Source organism: Bacillota bacterium, assembly GCA_030705925.1.
Lineage (GTDB): Bacteria > Bacillota > Clostridia > Oscillospirales > Feifaniaceae > JAUZPM01.
This window is the reverse complement of record JAUZPM010000003.1, coordinates 1-22,528: the sequence shown is the minus strand read 5'-3', so window position 1 is coordinate 22,528 and position 22,528 is coordinate 1. Positions and strand designations below refer to the sequence as shown.

20 protein-coding genes are annotated in these 22,528 nt (G+C 40.2%); 7 read left to right on the top strand and 13 right to left on the bottom strand.

The annotated features are described in order from the left end of the window. Positions 1-79 precede the first annotated feature (79 nt). Together Q8865_01035 and Q8865_01030 are read left to right on the top strand one after the other, a co-directional pair. Positions 80-1,384 (top strand): putative DNA modification/repair radical SAM protein, encoded by a 1,305-nt coding sequence (locus tag Q8865_01035; protein MDP4152012.1) that lies wholly within the window; start codon positions 80-82, stop codon positions 1,382-1,384. Continuing rightward, entirely contained in the window at positions 1,363-2,133 is a 771-nt protein-coding gene (locus Q8865_01030; protein MDP4152011.1) for a TIGR03915 family putative DNA repair protein, read from the top strand. Before Q8865_01035 ends, Q8865_01030 begins: the two co-directional genes overlap by 22 nt. Here Q8865_01030 and Q8865_01025 read toward each other — a convergent pair. Then, complete coding sequence (locus Q8865_01025) at positions 2,114-2,923, bottom strand: helix-turn-helix transcriptional regulator (GenBank protein MDP4152010.1); 810 nt, start codon at positions 2,921-2,923, stop codon at positions 2,114-2,116. The genes Q8865_01030 and Q8865_01025 overlap by 20 nt on opposite strands. A gap of 155 nt (positions 2,924-3,078) precedes the next feature. Here Q8865_01025 and Q8865_01020 point away from each other — a divergent pair, with 155 nt between their 5' ends. After that, positions 3,079-4,830, top strand: coding sequence for a glycoside hydrolase family 2 TIM barrel-domain containing protein (locus Q8865_01020; protein MDP4152009.1), 1,752 nt, complete (start codon positions 3,079-3,081; stop codon positions 4,828-4,830). A 94-nt stretch (positions 4,831-4,924) separates the two neighbouring features. Here Q8865_01020 and Q8865_01015 read toward each other — a convergent pair whose 3' ends face one another. The 8 genes from Q8865_01015 to Q8865_00980 all read right to left on the bottom strand — a co-directional run bounded on the left by Q8865_01015 (position 4,925) and on the right by Q8865_00980 (position 13,596). Then, the gene (locus Q8865_01015; protein ID MDP4152008.1) at positions 4,925-5,539 is read right to left on the bottom strand and encodes a DUF6518 family protein; all 615 of its coding nucleotides are present in this window, start codon (positions 5,537-5,539) and stop codon (positions 4,925-4,927) included. Between the two features lie 269 nt (positions 5,540-5,808). Continuing rightward, entirely contained in the window at positions 5,809-6,711 is a 903-nt protein-coding gene (argF, locus tag Q8865_01010) for an ornithine carbamoyltransferase (protein MDP4152007.1), read from the bottom strand. Beyond that, a complete protein-coding gene (locus Q8865_01005; protein MDP4152006.1) occupies positions 6,711-7,898 on the bottom strand; it encodes an aspartate aminotransferase family protein in 1,188 nt (395 codons plus the stop codon). Before Q8865_01005 ends, argF begins: the two co-directional genes overlap by 1 nt. Positions 7,899-7,911: 13 nt before the next feature. Then, positions 7,912-8,772: an acetylglutamate kinase gene (gene argB / locus Q8865_01000; GenBank protein ID MDP4152005.1), complete on the bottom strand. Its 861-nt coding sequence runs from the start codon at positions 8,770-8,772 to the stop codon at positions 7,912-7,914. Between the two features lie 26 nt (positions 8,773-8,798). Continuing rightward, a complete protein-coding gene (gene argJ / locus Q8865_00995) occupies positions 8,799-10,022 on the bottom strand; it encodes a bifunctional glutamate N-acetyltransferase/amino-acid acetyltransferase ArgJ (protein MDP4152004.1) in 1,224 nt (407 codons plus the stop codon). A gap of 22 nt (positions 10,023-10,044) precedes the next feature. Further along, positions 10,045-10,986: an N-acetyl-gamma-glutamyl-phosphate reductase gene (argC, locus tag Q8865_00990; protein MDP4152003.1), complete on the bottom strand. Its 942-nt coding sequence runs from the start codon at positions 10,984-10,986 to the stop codon at positions 10,045-10,047. 2 nt (positions 10,987-10,988) lie between these two features. Next, entirely contained in the window at positions 10,989-12,362 is a 1,374-nt protein-coding gene (gene argH, locus Q8865_00985) for an argininosuccinate lyase (protein MDP4152002.1), read from the bottom strand. Positions 12,363-12,381: 19 nt separating this feature from the next. Further along, positions 12,382-13,596: an argininosuccinate synthase gene (locus Q8865_00980; GenBank protein ID MDP4152001.1), complete on the bottom strand. Its 1,215-nt coding sequence runs from the start codon at positions 13,594-13,596 to the stop codon at positions 12,382-12,384. Positions 13,597-13,811: 215 nt separating this feature from the next. Here Q8865_00980 and Q8865_00975 point away from each other — a divergent pair, with 215 nt between their 5' ends. Genes Q8865_00975 through Q8865_00965 form a run of 3 tightly spaced genes read left to right on the top strand, consistent with a single transcriptional unit; the run spans position 13,812 to position 16,816 of the window. Then, entirely contained in the window at positions 13,812-14,228 is a 417-nt protein-coding gene (locus Q8865_00975; GenBank protein ID MDP4152000.1) for a GtrA family protein, read from the top strand. A gap of 54 nt (positions 14,229-14,282) precedes the next feature. After that, positions 14,283-16,013 carry a phosphatidylglycerol lysyltransferase domain-containing protein gene (locus Q8865_00970; GenBank protein ID MDP4151999.1) on the top strand — a complete coding sequence of 577 codons (1,731 nt, stop codon included), beginning with the start codon at positions 14,283-14,285 and terminating at the stop codon, positions 16,011-16,013. Between the two features lie 53 nt (positions 16,014-16,066). Further along, positions 16,067-16,816: a hypothetical protein gene (locus Q8865_00965; GenBank protein ID MDP4151998.1), complete on the top strand. Its 750-nt coding sequence runs from the start codon at positions 16,067-16,069 to the stop codon at positions 16,814-16,816. Here Q8865_00965 and Q8865_00960 read toward each other — a convergent pair. The 4 genes from Q8865_00960 to Q8865_00945 form a co-directional block, all read right to left on the bottom strand. Then, positions 16,813-17,346, bottom strand: a complete 534-nt coding sequence (locus tag Q8865_00960) for a flavodoxin domain-containing protein (GenBank protein MDP4151997.1) — start codon at positions 17,344-17,346, stop codon at positions 16,813-16,815. The two genes, Q8865_00965 and Q8865_00960, sit on opposite strands and share 4 nt — an antisense overlap. A 147-nt stretch (positions 17,347-17,493) precedes the next feature. Beyond that, the gene (locus tag Q8865_00955) at positions 17,494-18,405 is read right to left on the bottom strand and encodes an SH3 domain-containing protein (protein ID MDP4151996.1); all 912 of its coding nucleotides are present in this window, start codon (positions 18,403-18,405) and stop codon (positions 17,494-17,496) included. Positions 18,406-18,534: 129 nt separating this feature from the next. Continuing rightward, positions 18,535-20,349, bottom strand: a complete 1,815-nt coding sequence (locus Q8865_00950) for an ABC transporter ATP-binding protein (GenBank protein ID MDP4151995.1) — start codon at positions 20,347-20,349, stop codon at positions 18,535-18,537. A gap of 35 nt (positions 20,350-20,384) precedes the next feature. Then, entirely contained in the window at positions 20,385-20,834 is a 450-nt protein-coding gene (locus Q8865_00945; protein MDP4151994.1) for a MarR family transcriptional regulator, read from the bottom strand. A 205-nt stretch (positions 20,835-21,039) separates the two neighbouring features. On the opposite strand from Q8865_00945, the gene Q8865_00940 reads away from it, so the two are divergent. Beyond that, a complete protein-coding gene (locus Q8865_00940; GenBank protein ID MDP4151993.1) occupies positions 21,040-22,308 on the top strand; it encodes an MFS transporter in 1,269 nt (422 codons plus the stop codon). The last annotated feature ends 220 nt before the right edge of the window (positions 22,309-22,528 follow it).

Here is a 22,528-nt window from a genome sequence, read left to right as displayed (position 1 = left end):
ACATAATAACAAATTCTATACATAAGGCTATTTACAAGAACATATGTTCTGTGATAAAATGATTTTAAGGGGTGATCGCGTGGATACTTTTGACAAGCTTCAAATACTTTCAAGCTCAGCAAAATACGATGTATCCTGCTCATCGAGCGGCGTTGACAGGGAAGGGATCCCCGGAGGGATCGGAAGTGCAGCGTCATGCGGAATCTGCCATAGCTTTGCCGCAGACGGCAGGTGCATTTCACTTTTAAAAGTTTTATACACTAATAACTGCGTTTATGACTGTAAGTATTGCGTCAACCGCAGATCAAACGACCTTCCGCGAGCAACCTTCACACCCAGAGAGCTTGCTGATCTTACAATCAATTTTTACCGCAGGAATTATATTGAAGGTCTGTTTTTAAGCTCTGCCGTTTTTAGAACCCCTGATTACACAAGCGAAAGACTAATCGAAACGCTTGCTATTCTAAGAAATGAATATAAGTTTGGCGGGTATATACATGTAAAAGCGATACCCGGAACCGACAGCCTGCTCATTGACCGTTTAGGGCATTTAGCTGACCGAATGAGCGTTAATATCGAGCTGCCGTCTCAGCACAGCCTTACACTATTGGCACCAGATAAAACAAAAGAATCGATACTGCGCCCAATGGGGCATATAAATACATCAATAACAGAAAACAAAACCGATATTGTAAAATACAAGCATTCACCGAAATTCGTTCCGGGCGGGCAGAGCACACAAATGATCATCGGTGCTACTCCTGAAACAGATCTTAATATAATAAAATTAAGCGAGGCTCTGTATAAGAAATACTCGCTAAAACGGGTGTATTACTCGGCTTACATGCCTGTACAACAGCATTCACTGCTTCCGTCTCTTGACACCAAGCCTCCCCTTATGCGGGAACACAGGCTTTATCAAGCGGACTGGCTGCTGCGTTTTTATCATTTTTCCGCAAGCGAGCTTCTCGACGCTAATCATCAAAACTTCAACCTGTTTATAGACCCAAAATGCAACTGGGCGCTTAACCATATGCAAGATTTCCCCGTCGAGATCAACAAAGCCCCTTATGAAGTTCTGCTTAGGGTGCCGGGAATCGGTGTAAGAAGCGCAAAACGAATTATGATGGCAAGACGAAGCGGAAAGATAAATTTTGAAGGCTTGAAAAAGATCGGCGCCACGCTGAAAAGAGCGCAGTATTTTATCACATGCGACGGGAAGATGATCCCTGGGCTTATTATTACACCTGAGGCCGCGATGCGCAGCCTTATCAGCGATACATGCCAAAGGATGGGCGTTCGAGATCTTGACCAGTTATCTCTTTTTGACAGCCCTCCCGTTACGAGAGAGGATGTGTTGACTTGTCTGACCGGGCAGATGTAGTTTATATTTATGACGGCAGTTTTGATGGCCTTTTATGTTGTATTTTTGAGAGTTTCAGTAAGCATGAAATTCCCGCCGATATTATTCCTATGGGCTCAGAGCAGTTTCAGCTTTTTGATACTAAGGAAATCGAAACTGACAGTGAAAAGGCAAAGCGGGTTTACCTCGGGATAAAAGAGAAGATTTCATCAGATGCACAAACACTTGCCAAATTGGGATTTCTGACATGTCTGCCTGATAAGGAGATGGTCATTTCCCGTTTTATTATAATGGGTTTTCGTATAGGCGGAAAGATAACCGGTATGCTCACGAATGATACTGTCAGCACATTAACAAAAGCAGTTAGGTTTTTGCTTAATGAAAGTCATTTGCTTAAAGGCTTTATCCGTTTCACTGAATACGGACAAGTCCTTGTTTCTGAAATTGAGCCTAAAAACGAAGTTCTTCCTGTTATAGCCGCGCATTTCAGCACCAGATTTTCCCGCGAAAAATTTATGATCTACGATAAAACCCATAAGCAGGCACTTGTTTATGAGCCCTGCTCTGCAAAAATATTTAATGTTGATGATTTCAGGCTTCCTGCCGCAGACGTTAAAGAAGACGAATGCAAACGAATGTGGAGAATGTTTTACGATACTATCGCAGTAGAGGGACGGACAAACCCAAAGTGCCGCATGTCCCATATGCCAAAGCGATACTGGGGAAATATGACTGAATTCGAAAATCGGATTACCGATCTGCCGGAATAATCTGTTTTCTGAATGTATTGGGCGGAATACCTTCCCGCTCTTTAAACTGGCGGATAAAATGATATGTATTTGTATAGCCTGACAGCTCCGCAACCTGCGCGACTGTCAGGCTGCTGTTTTGAAGAAGACTTTTTGCCCTGTTTAAACGGGCGCTGATAAGATCTTCTTTAGGCGATATATCATAAAACAATCTGTAAAGCACGGAAAAACGAGAACGACTGAGTGAAAGGCAGTCAGCCATTTTATCAATATCCCAATCCTTATCAGATTGCCTGTAAAGTTCAAGCCTAAACTTATTAAAACGGTCATGCATTTCATATAAGTAACGGCTGTTTAATCCCTTGTTTTCATTTGATAATTCTCTTGCAATACGTATTAGAAGGAGCTCAAGATGGGCGCTTACGCTTTCCTCCCACATAAAATCATGATTAATTATCTCAAAGTGGCAAACGGAGAGTTCCATCGTTATAAAATCCACTCTACTAAGCATAAATGTTTTATTGATCGGAATCCCCAGTGAAAAAAGTCTTTCAGGGTCTTTCGGGGTAAAATGAACCCAGTCATGCACAAGTTGGCAGTCCAGCGAGGAAAACCAGTGGGGCGTACCGGGCGGGAATAGTATACATGTATCAGCTTCAATAGGTTTTATTTCATGTTCCTGCAGCAATAAAACAGGTGATTTAAAATGGATTAATAAATAATCGTCAGTTCCATTTGGTCTGTCGAGGACAAAGCCCTTTTTTTCAGTGCCTCCCGGCATTAATCTGATTACATGATACTTAGTATCCATAGAAATCACCACCTGCTATATTTATAACATTATAAAACAAAATGTCAATCTTTCAGCAGAAAAACTCATTGATGAATATTTTATTGAATGTACAATACTTAAGGAAGCTGAATTTAAGCTAAACTAGCAGCTAATAAGCAGTATGGGAGTTTGATATGAATATACCTAGAGAAGAATATCCCCGTCCCCAGATGGTCAGAAAAGATTGGGTCAATCTAAACGGTTTATGGGAGTTTGAATTTGATTTCGGTAAAACTGGCAGAGAACGTCATCTCATTCATAAAGATAAGTTCGAACGTGAGATTCTTGTTCCATTCTGTCCCGAAAGCAAACTATCGGGTATAGAGTACACTGACTTTATGAACTCAGTCTGGTACCGACGCACTTTTTCCGTGCCGCAGGAATGGAGAAAAAACCGTATTTTGATTCACTTTGAAGCTGTAGATTACGACTGCGAAGTATGGATAAACGGGACATCAGCAGGAAGGCACAAGGGCGGATATACTCCATTTACATTTGATATATCAGCGCTTGTAACAGATGGTGAAAACACACTAACAGTCTGCGTAGAGGATGACAACAGAACTGGTCTTCAGCCCAGCGGCAAACAAAGCAATCATTATAATTCCAAAGGCTGCCTATACACAAGAGTTACGGGCATCTGGCAAACTGTCTGGCTTGAATCTGTGCCCGAAACTCACATAAAATCATATAAGATCACACCTGACATCGATAACGGATGTGTACACATTTCCATGTATTTATCGAGCTCATACCAGAAAAAACATATAGCGGCAAAAGCCTATTATGAGGGAAAGGAAGTCGGTCATACTACTGCAACCTCAAACGGTTCTTCTGCAAACTTTACACTTAAACTATCTGAACTTCATATCTGGCAGCCGCTTGATCCAAAACTATACGATATTGAACTAACACTTTCATCTGATGGCAAAGAGGATAAAATTACCGGATATTTCGGCATGCGCACTATCGAAATTGCAGGTAACTGCGTATTAATAAACGGAAAACCCGTTTTTCAGCGGCTGGTTCTTGATCAGGGATACTATCCGGGCGGTATCTATACTGCGCCTTCCGACGAGGCGCTGAGGCGCGATATCGAACTTTCTTTAGCTTTAGGTTTTAACGGGGCACGGCTTCATCAAAAGGTGTTTGAGCGCCGTTTTTTATACTGGGCTGATAAGCTCGGATATATCGTCTGGGGAGAATACGGAAACTGGGGCTTTGATCACACCAAAGCAAGCGCCTTAGGCATATTTATGCCAGAGTGGCTCGAAGCGGTTGAACGGGATTATAACAGCCCTGCTCTTATCGGTTGGTGCCCGTTTAACGAAACATGGGATGTTAACGGCAGCAGGCAGAATAATGCACTTCTTAAAGATATCTATCTTTTAACAAAAGCGGTAGACAAAACACGGCCTGTTATAGATACCAGCGGCAATTTTCATGTTATTACCGATATTTATGATATCCATACTTACGAACAGGATGTGGATAAATTCAGAGAAAACTTTTCCGTTATGTCTGATAACGAACATGTTTATGATAATCACAAAGACCGCCAGACTTATATGGGACAGCCGTATTTTGTAAGCGAATACGGAGGAATCTGGTGGAATTCAAAAGACGAGAAGGGCTGGGGCTATGGCACGAGACCCGAAAGTATAGAAGAATTTGCTGAACGTTTTGAAGGAATGGCAGATATACTGCTTACAAACCCCCGTATTTTCGCTCTCTGTTATACACAGCTTTACGACGTAGAGCAGGAGGTAAACGGACTTTACTATTACGATAGAACGCCAAAATTTCCACCAGGAACTATGCAAAGATTTAAAAAAGCATTGCAGCAAACTGCTTCTATTGAACAAAATAGTGTAGCTGGTTTTTGATTCGACGCCCTGACTTGTAACCGAGAAAATCGCTAGCTAAATAAAATGAAAGAAATAATATGCAATGTGCTAAAGCCATTTGAATGCTGCTTATTTACCAAATAAAAAACAATGCAAGGCAAAATACGATCGTCAGCGGAATTATAAAAATAATTGCTTGCTTCTTTTTTTGTTTATTTGAAAAACACCAAAAAAGTATAAACGAGAAAACAAAATTGAAGATCGTCTGAAACAAGTACCTATGCTTAGCTATAACTTGCTTCATTAATAACTCTATCCCTTCCGTAAGCATTACACTAATCGGCAGTGCAAAAATAAAAGACGAAAACCACCCATCCTTTTTTGCATACCAAACAAGTAATCCTAAAAAACCGCAAACAAAGGATATTATAATCCACATTACAGCAAGATCAGTATAATCACGAACAAAATCTGTATAACCACTGTAATAACTGACAATACCCTTAAAAACATAAAACGCTATGCTCATAGAACACAAATATATAAATGTGTTAAAACCTGCCGTTTTCATTTTATCGCTTAGATATACGATGACCGATGTAGTAAAAGCCCAAAAGCCAAGTGAGCCGCTAAACGAGCTAAAAGTCCAGATATTTTTACATGGAAAAAAATCTAAAAGCACAGTAAGCAATCCTGCTGCTAATCCCAATATTAATACGAAAAGGTAGCTCTTTGGTTTGTCATTCAATCTGTACAATATTTTATCCTCTTTCTTTCTATTTAACGCACCCAAAAATAAATCAAATATAACTGGAAATTACGAGACAAAAGTATGATACAAAAGTCTTAAAATAATTATATCATAAGTTTCACACGAAAAAGAAAAAAGCATTAAGAAAGTCAAACCGCTAACCAAAAATGCGAAGGCCACTCATTTTTTAGGCAAAACACCATCTGAGGCTTAGGACTAAAGTATAAAAAGATAGGAGGCACAGAAAAACCGTGTCTCCTATCTTTTTATTTCATTAATGTAACCATAACAGCCTTTTGTATATGAAGCCTGTTTTCAGCTTCTTCGAATATTTCGTTTGAATGTGCTTCGAAAACAGCTTCAGTTATTTCTTCTCCGCGATGAGCCGGCAGGCAATGCTGAACCATAACATCAGGCTTTGCAAACTTCAGCAGCTCTTCACTTATCTGATATCCGTTAAATGCTACCCGGCGTTTTGCAGCCTCACCTTCCTGACCCATGCTCGCCCAAACATCTGTAAATACAACGTCTGCATCCTTTACTGCCTCTTTAATATCATGAGTCAAGTTAAAATCTTTTTGTTTTGATGCGTAATCCAAAACGATTTTATCCGGTTCATACGCTTCGGGCGTTGCGACAGACACCGCCATCCCAGTTTTCAAACCGCCTACTATAAGCGAGTTTGCCATGTTATTTCCATCACCGATATAAGCCATCTTCAAGCCTTCAAGCTTGCCCTTGAATTCCCTTATCGTCATTAAATCTGCAAGCACCTGACATGGATGACAAAAATCAGTTAGCCCGTTTATTATAGGAATCGATCCAAAGTTTGCAAGATCTTCGACCTCTTTTTGGGCAAATGTCCTTATCATTATTCCGTCAAGGTAACGTGACAGCACCCGTGCGGTATCCTGAACAGGTTCTCCTCTTCCAATCTGCAGATCATTTGATGATAAAAACAGGGCATAACCGCCAAGCTGATACATCCCTGTTTCAAAGGAAACTCGTGTCCTGGTCGATGATTTTTGAAAGATCATGCCTAGCGTTTTGCCTTTGAGTATTGGATGCGGTATTCCTTGTTTACGGTCAGACTTAAGTTTATCCGCAAGATCTAATAGATCATATATTTCTTCACTTGAAAGATCCAGCATTTTCAGTAAGTGTTTCATTAATCTTCTTCCTCCAGTACATTGATAAGTATGCCAAGTCCCCGGTTAAGTTCATCATACGAGATTACAAGCGGGGGAAGGAGACGAACAACATTTCCTTTTGCAGTCAGCACTACAAGCCCCTTTTCAAGGCATTTCTTCACGACCACTTTAGCGTCCTTCTTGGAAAGCTTTATCCCTACCATCAGCCCCCAGCCCTTAACAGCTTCAACTGACGGGATATTTGCTTTGCTGAGTTTCGCTTTTATATAATCTCCTTTTTCAGTGACAGCGGCAAGAAAAGCCTGTTTTGTAATTGTATCCATTACAACGTTGGCTGCGGCACAAGATACAGGATTGCCGCCGAAAGTTGAGCCGTGGTCTCCCGGTCTCAATACATCTTTCAGCTTTTCATTGCACATGCAAGCTCCAATAGGAAGTCCTCCGCCAAGTCCCTTAGCCATTGTAACAATATCAGGCGTTCCATCGAAATGCTGATATCCGAACAGCTTACCCGTCCTGCCGATACCCGTTTGAACTTCATCGAAAATCACAAGAATATCATGCTTTGCAGCAATTTTATAAATCTCGCTCACAAATTCAGCTGCAAGAGGAATAACACCGCCCTCACCCTGAATAGCTTCAAGCATGATTGCGCAAACGCTGTCATCAACAGCTGCGGTCAGGCTTTCTGCATCGTTTGCTACTGCATTTCGGAAACTACCTGTGAAAGGGAAAAAGTATTTATGGAAATCATCCTGCCCTGTCGCAGAAAGCGTTGTAACTGTTCTGCCATGAAAGGATTGAACAAGCGTTATTATTGTATTTCTGTCTTTTCCATATTTGTCGAAACTGTATTTACGGGCAAGTTTGATTGCACACTCATTTGCTTCAGCGCCTGAGTTCCCGAAAAACACCCTTGCAAATCCTGTATTTGAGCATAACTTCCGCGCAACTTCAACCATAGGTTTAGTGTAGAAAAGGTTTGAAACATGGCATAAAACCGATGCCTGATTACCCACAGCTTCAGCAATTGCCGCATTTCCGTATCCCAAACTTGAAACACCGATACCGCTGGAAAAATCTATATATTTCTTTCCGGTATCATCTGTAAGCGTAGCACCTTCGCCAGACACAAACAGCGCATCATATCTGCCGTAAGTGTTCATTATATACTTTTTATCGTTATCTTTAATCTTGTCTATCATAACGCCCTCACAATCAATAAAACATTGTGCCGATGCCTTCATCGGTCAAAAGCTCGATAAGTATGGAATGGGGGATACGTCCGTCAATGATATGGGCGCGTTTGACGCCGCCTTTTACGGCGTCTCCGCAGCATTTGATTTTGGGAATCATTCCGCCGCTGATAATGCCGTCGTCAATCAGTTTGTCTATTTCATCGACTTTTATCGTTGTGATAAGACTTTCCTCATCCTTAGGGTCACGTAATACTCCTTTAATATCAGTTAGGAGTATCAGTTTTTCGGCATTAAGTGCCACTGCAATTTTTGCGGCTGCAGTGTCGGCGTTTATATTGTAAACTTCGCCGTCTTTTCCGCGGGCAACCGTCGAAATAACAGGAACAGCATTGTCGTTAATTATATCATGTATAAGTGATGCATTTACAGCAGTTATTTCGCCGACATAACCATAATCTACGTTATCTCCGCATAATTTTTCCGCTTCCAGCATTCCGCCATCCAGGCCGCAAAGCCCTACCGCGCGGCCGCCCTGCGCATGTATCAGCGAAACCAGATCTTTATTGACCTTGCCGCACAAAACCATCTGAACAATATCCATTGTTTCAGAGTCTGTATATCTAAGTCCGTTGACAAACTTTGACTGCTTTCCGATCTTTTCAAGCATTTCGTTTATTTCCGGGCCGCCGCCGTGCACGAGGACAACATTGATTCCAACCAGCGGCAACAAAACTATGTCAGTCATAACTGCCTGCTTTAAAACTTCACTTGTCATCGCATTGCCGCCGTATTTTATTACAACTGTTTTCTTATTATATTCCTGGATATACGGAAGAGCCTGTGCTAATATATGCGCACGTTCAAAATTGCTGACACTCATATCTGCCTCCTGTAATATAGCAACCATTAGGTCCTGTAATCGCCGTTTATTTTGACATAGTCGTAAGTAAGATCACAGCCCCATGCTGTCGCGCTGGATTCTCCGTTATTTAAACATACATCTATTATAACGACATCTTCAGATAAAATAATCTTTGCCTTTTCCTCAGAAAACGCAACGCCGTGGCCTCCTCTGCAAACCGGAATAGTTCCTGCGTCAGAGACAAAATCGACATCGATCTTTTCAACATTAAGTGGCACGCCTGCATAGCCCAAAGCACAAAGCACACGCCCCCAGTTTGCGTCGGCGCCGAACATCGCCGTTTTAACAAGCGGAGATTTTATCACGGATTTTGCGCAAACCTTTGCTGTATTTATATCAGGCGCATCTTTCACATTACACTCAATGAGTTTTGTAGCACCTTCGCCGTCACTGGCGACTTTCATTGCAAGATTTTTACAAGCAAACAATAGATTATTTTTAAATGCCTTATACTCAGAACTACTTACATCAGTTATTCTTGTATTGCCAGCAAGGCCGGATGCCATAACGCTTACCATATCATTCGTGCTGGTGTCCCCGTCAACGCTGACCATATTAAATGTATCTGCTATACATTCTGATAAAGCCTTTTGAAGTATTTCACCGTCAATATTTGCGTCAGTAGTAAGAAAGCTAAGCATTGTAGCCATGTTGGGGCATATCATGCCCGACCCTTTGGCTATGCCCCCGATTCTAACTTCCTTATCTCCTATTAAAAAGGAAATGGCCACCTTTTTAACTATCGTATCGGTGGTCATTATAGCGTGAGCGGCGCTGTTGCTCGCTGTGCTTCCTGCGTCAAGACAATCCTTTGCCTCCGGCAGGCCCGAAATTATTGCGTTTATATTAAGGGATGGCCCTATTACCCCTGTTGATGCAACAATAATATCATCTTTTGAAATTCCAAGTGTTTTGGCGGTTTCCTCTGCCATTATGGTTGCTTTTTCAATGCCGTCTGGGGCACATGTGTTTGCAATTCCGCTGTTGCATACTATCGCCTGTGCCTTATGATTTTTTAAGGTATCCTGTGTTACGGCAATCGGTGCTCCCTTAACAAGATTCGTCGTATAAACGGCAGCGGCGTCACAAAGCACGTCGGAAACAATCAGTGCAAGATCCTTTTTGGTTTTATTCTTGCGCAGACCGCAATGCACACCAGATGCTTTAAACCCTTTTGGAGCAGTCACCCCGCCCGAAATCTTTTTCATGTCCAAAACCTCACATACTATATTATAATCCAGTGTCCTCAGCAAGTCCGAGGGCGATATTCATACACTGCACCGCAGCACCCGAAGCCCCTTTTCCTAAGTTATCAAACCTCGAACAGAGAAGTATTCTTTCATCGTTACCGCATATGAAAAGCTGCATGTTGTTCGTACCAATAAGCGTATTGGCTTCCAAAAATCCATCCGTCAGAACATCTGATCCCATTGTTTCTACTACTTTGAGGAATCTAGTATCACTATAATACTCTTTGTAAAAGTTATGAAGTTCTGTCAGTGACATTTTCTTTTTCATTAACCTAGAGTAAATCGGGACGCTTACAGCCATGCCCGCATAATAATCGCAAATTAAAGGGGAAAATAGGGGAGGATTTTCAAGACCGCATACCGCAGTCATCTCGGGAAGATGCTTATGGGTTTGGCCGAGTGCATACTGGCGCGGGCTGTCGAAAGATGGAGAACGCTCTGGGTCCTGATATTTTACAATCATTTTTTTGCCAGCCCCGCTGTATCCCGAAACCGAAAAACTTGAAAGCGGATAAGATGGTTCGATAAGCCCTTCTTTAACAAGCGGATAGACCAGCGATATGAAGCCACTGGCATGGCAGCCCGGCACTGCAATTCGTTTCGAGTTTTTGATTTTTTCCCGAAACTTAACAGAAAGCTCCGGAAAACCATATGCAAATTCCGGTGACGTACGGTGAGCAGTGGAAGCGTCTATTATAATAGTGTCAAGATTATTGCACAGTGACACAGATTCACGCGCTGCATCATCCGGAAGGCATAAAAACGTCACATCGGATTCATTTATACATTTTGAACGGGCGGCAGGATCTTTCCTAAGACTTTCATCAATTGAAATCATCTCTATGTCTGATCTTTTTGCAAGCCGGTCTTCAATCTGAAGACCTGTTGTGCCTTCACGCCCGTCAATAAATATCTTTTTCATTTTTATTCTCCAAGAAACTGCTTAATACTGCTGATTTGTTTTTGAACAGCCTCCGGCGCCGGACCTCCGTCAACCTTTCGTCCATTAACACAGGTGCGGAGCGCAATAGCGTCATAAACCGTATGATCGAATTTTCCGCAGATCGAAAGAAAATCTTTTAAGGTAAGAGTTTCGATATACTCATCATTTTGAATGCAGTAATTTACGATCTCACCCACAACCTTATATGCGTCACGGAAAGGCATTCCCTTTCTGACAAGATAATCAGCGCAGTCTGTCGCATTGATAAAGCCGCCGGAACATGCCTTTTTCATATTCTGAGGTTTGAGGCGGGTTGTTTCAAACATTGGAGTAAATACCGATAAGCACATTTTTACGGTATCAACTGCGTCGAAAATAGCCTCTTTATCCTCCTGCATATCCTTGTTATAGGCAAGAGGCAGCCCCTTCATCATAGTAAGAAGTGTCATAAGGGTTCCATATACACGTCCTGTTTTACCGCGTACAAGTTCTGCAACGTCGGGGTTTTTCTTCTGTGGCATTATTGATGACCCGGTAGAGTAAGCGTCGTCAAGCTCAATAAAACCAAATTCCGATGAGCACCACAGTATAACCTCCTCCGAAAAACGGGAAAGGTGCATCATTATAATTGAAAGCGCCGAGGCAACCTCTATAACGAAATCACGGTCTGAAACCGAATCAAGACTATTTTCGGTAATGCGCGCAAAGCCAAGCAGTTCTGCTGTCCTTTGCCTTTTGATAGGATAAGTAGTAGTTGCAAGGGCGCCTGCGCCTAGAGGCATTTCATCCATCCTATCGTATGCGTCGGATAGTCTGCCAATATCTCTTTTAAACATGTTTGCATATGCCATCAGATGATGCGCATATGTTATTGGCTGCGCTCTTTGAAGATGCGTATATCCCGGCATTATTGTTTCAATATTGTCTTCCGCTTTTTTGACAAGAGCTTCAATCAGTTTTCTAATATGCTCGATAACTTCTTTAGTTTCCTTTTTCATATAGATACGCATATCTAGGGCAACCTGGTCGTTACGTGAACGAGCCGTATGAAGCTTTTTGCCAGTGTCCCCGATACGCTGCGTAAGCAGCGTTTCGATATTCATATGTATATCTTCAGCGTCAACAGTGAACTCAACTTTTCCGCTTTCGATATCAGCTAATATTCCTTTAAGTCCCTCAATAATCTGCGCTGACTCATCCGGTGTAATAATTCCGCATTCTCCAAGCATGGTTGCATGAGCAATGCTTCCGGAAATATCTTCCCTGTACAGCCGCGCGTCAAAGCTTATGGATGAATTAAAATCATTGACCTGTTTATCGGTATCCTTCTGGAACCGTCCTGCCCATAGCTTCATACGCCGTTCCTCCTAAAAATTATTTGCCTTGTTTTGCGTCCAGCATTGCCTTAACTTTGATCGGAAGTCCAAATAGATTTATAAATCCTGCAGAATCCTTCTGGTCATAAACATCGTCTTCTCCGAAGGTTGCAATATCTTCGTCGTACAGTGAATAAGGCGAGGTAACGGAAGCTGTAATGATATTGCCCTTATAGAGCTTGAGTTTGACATCACCTGTTACGGTTTCCTGTGTTTTGTCAACAAAAGCGGAAAGCGCTTCACGAACAGGAGTATACCACTGACCAAAATATACGAGATCGGCGAATTTACCGGACAAAGCCTGTTTTAAGTGCATTGTGTCCCTGTCAAGGCAGAGCGTTTCAAGAACTTCATGCGCCTTATAAAGGATAGTTCCGCCTGGAGTTTCATAAACGCCTCTGGATTTCATGCCAACCAGACGATTTTCAACCATATCTATTATTCCGATTCCGTTTTTTCCGCCAAGCTCGTTAAGCTTGCTTATAAGAGAAACGCCGTCAGTCTTCACTCCGTCAATTGCGACTGGAACGCCTTTTTCAAAAGTAATAGTAACATATTCAGCCTTATCGGGAGCTTTTTCCGGTGAAACACCAAGTTCAAGTATTATATCGAGCTGCGGCTCGTTCGCAGGATCTTCAAGATCAAGGCCCTCATGGGATAGATGCCATAGGTTTTTATCCTTAGAGTAATTAGTCTCACGTGTTATTGCAATAGGTATATTCCTGGCTTCAGCATAATCAATTTCTTCGTCTCTTGATTTTAGATCCCATATACGCCAGGGAGCAATAATAGGCATGTTAGGGGCGAATGCTTTTATTGTAAGCTCAAAACGAACCTGATCGTTTCCTTTTCCGGTACAGCCATGGGCGATTGCGTCAGCGCCTTCCGCTTTTGCGATTTCCACTATTCTTTTCGCAATTATCGGACGTGCAAAAGACGTTCCAAGAAGATACTGTCCCTCGTATTTAGCACCGGCTTTAACAGTGGGGAATATAAAATCTTCAACGAAATCTTTTGTCAGATCCTCTATATAAAGCTTAGAAGCACCCGTTTTTATAGCCTTCTCCTCAAGACCCGATAACTCAGCGCCCTGACCCACATCAGCGGCAACGGCTATAACTTCACAGCCATAATTCTCTTTCAGCCACGGAATTATTATAGATGTATCAAGACCGCCGGAATAGGCAAGCACTACTTTTTTAAAAGACTTCATTTAACTTTCTCCTTCGCATATTTTATATTAATAATTATACGTTTATATGTTTAAAAATGCAATATAAAATGTATATTTTTATTAAAATTATATATTTATACAGTTTTGATATTCGCACAAAACATTTTTTATGCAGTTTAACACAATATGTTTTAATTTGCAATCTATTTGATGTATAATATCGAAAGTACAAAAAGGAAAAAAGAGGACACTATATGAACAGCAAAGTCGTGAAAAAAGTAAAACGCGTCAAAAACAGCAGAACCGCGAGACAATTCTCAAGATACATAGTTATCGGATGTTCCGCCGCTGCAATTGAATATCTGTCTTTTCTGGCTTTATTAGGTCTAAAAATTGAAAAGCTTATATCCAATCCTCTTGCTATGGCAATCGGGGCTTTTTACTCTTTTACTATGAATCGGCATTTTAATTTTAAGTCAAATAAGAATGCCATAAGGCAGCTTGTGCGCTATACTGTGCTTTTTTGTTTCAATACGCTTCTGTCAGACGTTTTATTGAGCTTTATAACCGATCATCTGTTACTGCTTCCGGCAGCGTATGCAAAGATACCTGTTATGGTCATAATTGCAATGTGGAATTTTGTAATGTGTAAGTTTGTAGTGTATCGATAATTAATAATGTATTCCTTAAATAAGTAAGTTAAAACATTAAGGCTGGTGCATTGTATGAGAAAACGTTCCGAAATAATTAATAAAATAATAATAAATATTCAAAATGCCGCCATTACACTTATTGTCTTTTCCGGAATTAGTAATATAGTGCTCTCACTTCCATATAAATTCAAAATGGTAAAAACTATTGGAAAATATTATAGAATCCTAAATCCCGAATACATTTCTATTCATCGAACTTTTTCAACGCTTGCCGGATTCATCCTTCTTTTAATAAGCTTCAGACTTTATAAACGAATGCGTATGGCATGGGTTTTAGCTCTATGTATCCTTCCTGTATCTCTTATACTTCATGTTTTGCGGTTCCATAATTACATTAATATTTTTACGTTTTCTGAAAGTTTGATCATTATCGTCCTGTCTTTAAGTTATAAAGATTTTCATAGAGCTTCAAGTCCTCTCAGATTAAAAGCAGGAATTACTATTGCCTCAATTTCTGTTTTTTTAGTGCTGCTTAACACTGCGGTCGGATTATTCATATTAAAAAACGAATTTAAACATATTTACAGTTTTGCCGATGGAATAATACGCTCCATTCAGCTGCTCTTCTTTATGGATATATCGATGATAGAGCCTAAGACGAGAACGGCAGTCTTATTTTGCAAATCTGCTATCATTTTAAATTGGGTTTGTATTATAACTGCAATTATATTGATTTTAAAACCTCTCGTATATCAGCCAATAGTTTCAAGGATGGGTAGGGAACGGGTTCATGATTTACTTAGGTCGTATGGCTTCAACCCAATATCATATGTCGCTCTCGAGGAGGATAAACTTTACTTCTTCGGTTCTTCCGTTAACGGCGTAATAGCATATACACTTGCAGCAGGAGTTGCCGTCTGTGCGGGTGATCCCATTTGTAAAATTGAAGACGCTATAATTCTATTAAGCGAGTTTATTACATTCTGCAGACAAAATGATCTTGATATTTGTTTTTGCCAGGTTTCCGACAAATTGCTTCACATATATAAAGAGATGGGATTTGGAATAACCAAATATGGCGAGGAGGCAATGTTCGAACTAAGTACGTATAGCACCGCCGGCGGGGCAGCTGCAAAAACCAGGCAGGCAGTTAATAAAGCCAATAGGCTTGGAATAAATGTCTATGAATATGATAAATCCAAGGACACTAACAGAACTTTGGAAAAAGAAATTATGGATGTATCCCATGAATGGCTTCATGGCAAAAAAAGCAGTGAGCTGTCTTTTATGCTTGGAAGTGTTTCATTTGAGAATCCTGAAGGAAGACGCTATTTTTATGCTACAGATGCATCAGGCGTTATACAGGGCTTTGTTGTATTTGTCCCATTTGCCGGTGGAAGTGGATATTATGCTGACGTAACACGGCGCAGACTGGAAGCCCCTATTGGAGTTATGGAAAAAATCATCATTTCTGCCTTTGAAACGATGAAAGGCGATGGAGTTGAGTGGGGAAGTCTCGGACTCGCTCCTCTTGCAAATGTAAGAGAAAGTGATCCTAAAAAAACAGTCGGCCTTGTTTTGGAGTTTATTTATGAACATTTGAATAACTTCTATGGTTTTAAAACTCTTTATCAATATAAGAAAAAATACGCCCCGACGCATTGGCAGCCTAGATATCTAAGCTATTACCCTAAGTCTTTCACTCCTAAAATCGCTTACTCTATAATAAAAGCTCAAAATCCTAAAGGCGTTAAAGATTATCTGCTTACACAAATAAAACAGATTTTTGCTGGCAAAAAATAAAAAGCCACATAAGATATATAGAATAGGTTTGCAATATCGGGGGAGGATTGCACATGAAAAAGCATATTCCTAATCTTTCAATTAAGGACTGGAGAAAGATTGCAGGTATTATTCTTTTGATCACACTGGTATTATCGATTATTTACTCAATTGTTCAAATAATTATTTCTCCGTCAGCGCTCTCAGATGCAGACTCATATAAAAAGATAAAAAGCGATTATGTTTTAATGCTTTTTCAGTGTATTTTAGGCGTAGTAGTGATGGCTGTTCCGACAATAGTTGAAAAGAAATGGTCAATCGGAATCCCTAATTATATGTACATATTGTATTTTGTGTTTTTATTCTGTGCAATTTATCTCGGGGAGGTAAGAGAATTTTACTATCTTGTGCCTCAATGGGATAACATCCTGCACGCATTCAGCGGTGCTATGCTTGGGGCGCTTGGATTCACACTTGTGAGTATTTTAAACGATGCCGAAAGAGTAAAAATACAGTTGAGCCCGTTTTTTGTCGCTCTTTTTGCATTCTGTTTTGCCCTTGCAGCAGGGGCGGTTTGGGAGATATACGAATATACATTTGACGGTTTATTATCGGTAAATATGCAAAAATATGCTTTGGAAAACGGCACACAGCTTGTCGGTCGCGCCGCGCTTGCGGACACAATGACCGACTTGATAGTAGACGCTTCCAGTTCTTTAATCATATCCGTTCTAGGATTTTTCTCAATAAGAAAAAATAACGGTCATACAGAACAGTCAAAAGAAATAAAGGAATTAGAACAGAAATTCTTAAAGCTTCATTAATCAATATTCCTTGCATATTCCAAAATACTGTTGATATTTTCCCTTTTAGTATAATCTATAGGCTTATTAAAAATGGCAAGCATTCCTTTTTCATCTGCAGTTAAATTCTCTTTTTTCTTCATTCTAATTTTGGCTTTTAGCATTAGCATAAGTATTTTATCAGATAGAGGAAGCGCTTTAAAATTAAACCCGCCTCTTAGATAATAAAGTTTTATTACTTTAAGTTCTTCTCCAGTAAAGTTTTTATATTTAATTTCGCTTAATGCTTCATCTTTTAATGGTGAAACTCCCGTTGCAAAAACAATTAATTTTTTACCTTTTAACTTTTCAAAGTTATCGGTTATTACTTTAATGCCGTTTATCCCTACTGCATGCAGGCTGCCGCCAAATATTATAACGTCATACTCACATAAAAATTCCGCATCGATTTTCGAGGCTTCTCTAATGTCTGCAGATAACTCCTCAGCAATCCAGCCTGCGTATTTTTGGGTATATCCAGTTTTTGATTTGTAAATTACTATAGTTTTCATAATTTCACTCATCTTAATATAGACTTTTTAAGTATTTTTATTATACATTTAAATTAAGGTTGATTCAATAAATTAAACATTTTTATTATAAAAGCCCCCTTTATTAAGCTTTGACTAGCCAAATAAAGAGGGCTTTAAAATTATTTATTAATATCGTACATAATTTAATGGATTTACAGGTGTACTTTCTGAATTAGCAATACAATTTCCACTTGAGGATCTTATTCGAACTTCAAAATGAGTGTGAGCGCCGGTCGACTCTCCTGAATTACCCATATAGCCAATTGTCTGTCCGATTCCAACCACAGAGCCTACACTTACCGACGGAGTAGTTTTAAGGTGAGCGTATCTTGTCTGTATATATTGTCCATTGTAATATGAATTGATATAGACAACGTAACCATAACCGTTGAGCGCCCCTGAGTATACCACCGTTCCACCGTAAGCTGCAACAACTGTATCGCCGGTTACACCCGGAACAGACGAGCCGATGTCAATGCCAAGATGACTACCGCTAACAAAATATTGATTTATCCTTGAACTTGCAGGAACAGGCCATGCCATTACTGCACGAAGATACTGAGAACTCACATAACCCACATTAGTTCCATTGTAAAGTATTCTGCTCCAACCGCTTCCGGAGGAAAGAGTGATAACTGTTCTCCCCGAGGGAAGCTGTGCTGTAACGGGGTAGGATGCTCCCGCGCCAGATCTTACATTAAGATATCCGGATGATAAGCCTACCGAAGCTGTAGTCCCTGATACTTTAGTAATAAAGTCTGCGGAAACATACCCATAACTGCCTCCAGCATACTCAACTTTCCACCAGTTTCCCGTCTTAGAAATCAGCGTTACATAAGAACCCTTCGCAAGCTTTGCGACAATAGCCGAGCTTGAACTTGCCGAAGACCGAACATTTAAAGAACCGTAACCAATATTAACGATTCCGGCGGCTGACGTTGCAGTGGCAGCATGTACCTCCGCTGAAAAATTTGCAACAGATAAAATTATGGCAAATACCAAGAGTATTGCCGAAAGTTTTGAGAATAATCTTTTCATTTCCCTATACCTCCTGATTCTACTTCTTTTGTATCCCCCTGCTAACAGGTTACCTTAAATAACACATCAAAGTCAAATGTAAGTTGTACCATGGATATAGAGTGAAAAAATGGAGGGGTTCACCTCCATTTAGATATTTAATAAAACTTTTTCCTGGGCTTTAAACTGGGTTTGGTACAGTTTCGTATAAAGACCGCCTAACCTTAAAAGTTCCTCATGGGTTCCAGTTTCCTTAATGCTCCCATCTTCTATAACGATTATGTGATCGGCAGACAGAACAGTTGAAAGCCTATGTGCAATTACCAACCCCGTTCTTCCTTTGAGCAAAGGCACCATAGCTTTTTGAATGTAATCCTCGGATACTGAATCAAGTGATGAGGTAGCTTCATCAAGCACAATGATTTTGGGGTCCTTTAATATCACTCTTGCTATAGAAATACGCTGTTTTTCTCCTCCTGATAATTTTATCCCCCTGTTACCGACAACAGTGTCATACCCCTGGGGCAATGACATAATAAAATCATGTATATACGCTGATTTACATGCCGATATGATCTCATCATCTGTCGCATTCTTCCGACTGTAAAGCAGATTATCCTTGATTGTAGAGTTAAAAAGATACGGCTCCTGCATAACTATCCCGACTTGCTTGCGCAGGGATTCAATCGTAACATTTCGAATATCTATACCGTCAATAGTTATCACGCCGTTTGTAACATCATAAAGTCTTGGAATCAAATTAGTTATCGTCGTTTTCCCGGCGCCGCTTGGCCCAACAAGCGCCGTTACTGTGCCGGGCTCTGCCGTAAAGCTAATATTGTTCAATGCATCTTTGGAATTATTGTAAGAAAAATATACATTTTCGAATTTTATCTCTCCTGCCGTAATGGATAGAGCTTCTGCATCAGGCTTATCCACTATCTCCTGATCCTTGTCTAAATAATCAAAAATCCTCCCGAACAATGCAAACGATCTTGTGACATCTATATGTATATTTGAAATCTGGGTCACAGGGTTATATAACTTGCTAAGCAAAGCCACAAACGCCACAATTCCGCCTATCGTGAGCTCGCCGTGAACAAGCAGCAACCCGCCAAAAAAATAGATAAGCATCGGTCCAATAGTCATGAAAATCTGTATAGTCATGATAAACCATCTGCCTGCCAATGATTCTTTGATCTGAAGTCTAATCACATCATCATTGACCTTTTCAAAATGAGCGCTTTCATCTTTTTCTTTAGTAAATATCTTCATTAAAATCGATCCGCTGATTCCAAGTGTCTCTTGAATGATCTGGTTTAGCTCAGCAAGTCTTTCCTGACTTTTAAGCGCAATTTTCCAGCGCGTTTTCCCGACTTTCCTTGTTGGCAAAATGAATAGAGGAAGCGTGATCATTCCGATAATTGCAAGCTTCCAGTTCATATATATAAGCGTTGCGGCTGTTGTAATAAGCACAAATATACTGTTCATTGCATTTACAACCGTAGTGTTGAATATTTCCTGAATACCATCAATATCACTTGTCATATGAGTTATTATTTCACCGGGTTTTGCAGAAGAAAAAAAGCTAAGGGGCATGTACTGCAGATGCACATACATTTCATTTTTTATATTATATATAATATGTTTTGATATCCATGTGTTAAGGTAAGTCTGACCAACCTGAATAAGGCTGATAACAACAGTGGTGGATATTGAAATAAGAACTAGAACCCCCAGCAGTTTGATATTTTTTTGAGGCAGAGCTGTATCTACGATGCTCCGAAGAAGGAGAGGGGGGATCAGACCCAAAATTGAAGTTGATAATATCGCCAAAACAGCAACTGCCAGCTGTTTTATGTATGGACGAAAATACTTTAAAACTCTGATAAACAGAGCTTTAGAAAGTTTCGGATAACTTTGTGTGTCATCTATATACCTGACCCTTCCAATTCCGTATGGCATATGATTCATCCTTTCATTCAACTTATCCTTTGGTGTTATTTGCAGCTATTAGCCATTGAACATTCTTCCCTTGCACTAAGGCTTTCAATTAGTTTTTCAGTAAGAATCAGCATCTGTTTCATTTCTGGCTCAGTTAATCCCTTAAACATAGAGTTTATAAGAATTTCCCCAGTCTGCTCTGATTCCTGCGCTGCCTTAATGCCCTGATCAGTCAAAAAAATATGCATGACACGTTGGTCATCATCATCCTGTTTGCGCTCAACCAAGCCACGTTTTTCGAGCTTAGCAAGCATTTCAGTCATAGACGATGCTCTGACATCCATCTGCCATGCAAGATCACGCTGTATAACTCCGTTGTTTTGTTCAATGAGCTTAAGTATTCGCATTTGCTCTCTATAGTGTCCCGCCCTGCTGTGTGAAATTCTGTGCATTTGCCTTCCGACACGATTTAAAGCAGTATAGAGTTTTATTGCTGTATCGTCCATTTATATGACCTCCAAAAATTAATTCGGAACCTAACGATTTCAGTTTAGCATTGGCATATTTTTATGTCAAGAAAAATAGTTAGGATTCTAACTATTTTTCTTCTAAATCCTATTTTTCTATGATATAATTTCATTATAGACTAGAAATCAGTCTATAACGTCCTGAGCCTAAAGGAAAATTTTTGAATGGTTGTGTTTATTATTAATGTCAAATAAGTTAGTAGAATCAATTAAAATAACTTTTCATTCCTTAAAGTATAAAAACTTCCGTTATTTTTGGGTAGGGCAGTGTATATCATTAACGGGAACATGGATGCAGCGAACAGCGCAGGTTTGGCTTGTATATACAGTTACAAAGTCTCCTCTGCTTGTTGGTATCCTCGGCGTGTGCCAGTTTATGCCGATGCTTTTATTTTCACTGTTTGCAGGAGTGATCGTAGATCGATTCCCCAAAAAAAATCTAATACTTCTAACTCAGATTCTCTTCATGCTTCAGGCCGCAATAATGACCATACTTACTTTTACAGGTCGCATCCAGTATTGGCACGTTTTCATTTTGAGCGCTTTTTACGGTATCACTCAAACGATAGATATGCCTGCAAGACAGTCGTTTTTCTTCGAGCTTGTCGGTAAAGATGACATAATGAACGCGATTTCGCTTAACTCGTCTATTGTTAACCTTGCCAAGATCGTTGGCCCTGCAATTTCAGGTGCTATAATGGTTGCTTTTGGTCCTGTTGTGTGTTTCTTTATAAATGCGGTTAGTTACATTGCGGTTATTGGCGGCATACTTATGATAAAAATAGAACCATATGTGCCAAAAGCCACACATAGAAGGATGCTTCCCGAGATTTCAGAAGGTCTAAGATACATAAAAAAGAGCAAAACCCTAATGTTAAACGTAATAGTAATGGGGATTGTCTGTACGTTCGCAATGAATAACGATGTTGTTATCCCTGTTTTCTCAAGGATCGTACTTAACAGGGGGGCATCCGGTTATACAACGCTTCTATCCGCAGCGGGGGTAGGCTCATTTATAGGGGCAATTGTTATGGCGTTTATAAGTAAAAACGGGCTTCATAAAAATTTACTTATTATAACCGGCATTGCAACCGGCGCCCTTCAGATTCTCACGCTGCTAACCAAACAATATGCATTATGCATGTTACTGCTAGCGTTTATCGGATTTTCAAACCTTGCTTTTATCAACACTGCAAATTCCATTTTTCAGATTTACTCGTCAGATGAATATCGGGGCAGGGTAATGAGCGTCTATTCATTTTTAAATCAGGGGTCAACGCCTATTGGCAACTTTTACGCCGGCACTGTTATGGAGCACATTGGTGGAGATTCCGGGTTTGTGAGCTGCGGTGTTGCAACACTGCTATTTTTGTTTATAGCGATCGCGTGTAATATAAAGACTGTAAAACAGTGGATGTTCCCCGCTACTAAATCAAATATAAAATTAAACTAATACAAAAGGTTTGAATCCTGAAGTCAGGACTCAAACCTTTTTGCTAACTCGTAAATATTGTATTAAATTGCGTTCCATTGTGAAAGTTGTTCCGCGGAAATTTTCACAATACCCTTTAATTAAATCTGCTGGGTATCATTTCCAATCACTCCTATTTTCCTTAATAATCAAGACAGCGATAAATATTAACTATAGAGTTTGCCTTCTGTTTAAAAACTCA

Coding starts and splice junctions, on each gene's coding strand:
- Q8865_01020 (MDP4152009.1), top strand. CDS start 3,079: ATGAATATACCTAGAGAAGAATATCCCCGTCCCCAGATGGTCAGAAAA.
- Q8865_00970 (MDP4151999.1), top strand. CDS start 14,283: ATGAGAAAACGTTCCGAAATAATTAATAAAATAATAATAAATATTCAA.
- Q8865_00955 (MDP4151996.1), bottom strand. CDS start 18,405: ATGAAAAGATTATTCTCAAAACTTTCGGCAATACTCTTGGTATTTGCC.
- argH (MDP4152002.1), bottom strand. CDS start 12,362: ATGAAGCTATGGGCAGGACGGTTCCAGAAGGATACCGATAAACAGGTC.
- Q8865_00945 (MDP4151994.1), bottom strand. CDS start 20,834: ATGGACGATACAGCAATAAAACTCTATACTGCTTTAAATCGTGTCGGA.
- Q8865_00940 (MDP4151993.1), top strand. CDS start 21,040: ATGTCAAATAAGTTAGTAGAATCAATTAAAATAACTTTTCATTCCTTA.
- argC (MDP4152003.1), bottom strand. CDS start 10,986: ATGAAAAAGATATTTATTGACGGGCGTGAAGGCACAACAGGTCTTCAG.
- Q8865_01025 (MDP4152010.1), bottom strand. CDS start 2,923: ATGGATACTAAGTATCATGTAATCAGATTAATGCCGGGAGGCACTGAA.
- Q8865_01005 (MDP4152006.1), bottom strand. CDS start 7,898: ATGATAGACAAGATTAAAGATAACGATAAAAAGTATATAATGAACACT.
- Q8865_00960 (MDP4151997.1), bottom strand. CDS start 17,346: ATGAAAACTATAGTAATTTACAAATCAAAAACTGGATATACCCAAAAA.
- Q8865_00980 (MDP4152001.1), bottom strand. CDS start 13,596: ATGAAGTCTTTTAAAAAAGTAGTGCTTGCCTATTCCGGCGGTCTTGAT.
- argF (MDP4152007.1), bottom strand. CDS start 6,711: ATGAAACACTTACTGAAAATGCTGGATCTTTCAAGTGAAGAAATATAT.
- Q8865_00950 (MDP4151995.1), bottom strand. CDS start 20,349: ATGCCATACGGAATTGGAAGGGTCAGGTATATAGATGACACACAAAGT.
- Q8865_00965 (MDP4151998.1), top strand. CDS start 16,067: ATGAAAAAGCATATTCCTAATCTTTCAATTAAGGACTGGAGAAAGATT.
- argB (MDP4152005.1), bottom strand. CDS start 8,772: ATGAGTGTCAGCAATTTTGAACGTGCGCATATATTAGCACAGGCTCTT.
- argJ (MDP4152004.1), bottom strand. CDS start 10,022: ATGAAAAAGATTTCGGGCGGGGTGACTGCTCCAAAAGGGTTTAAAGCA.
- Q8865_00975 (MDP4152000.1), top strand. CDS start 13,812: ATGAACAGCAAAGTCGTGAAAAAAGTAAAACGCGTCAAAAACAGCAGA.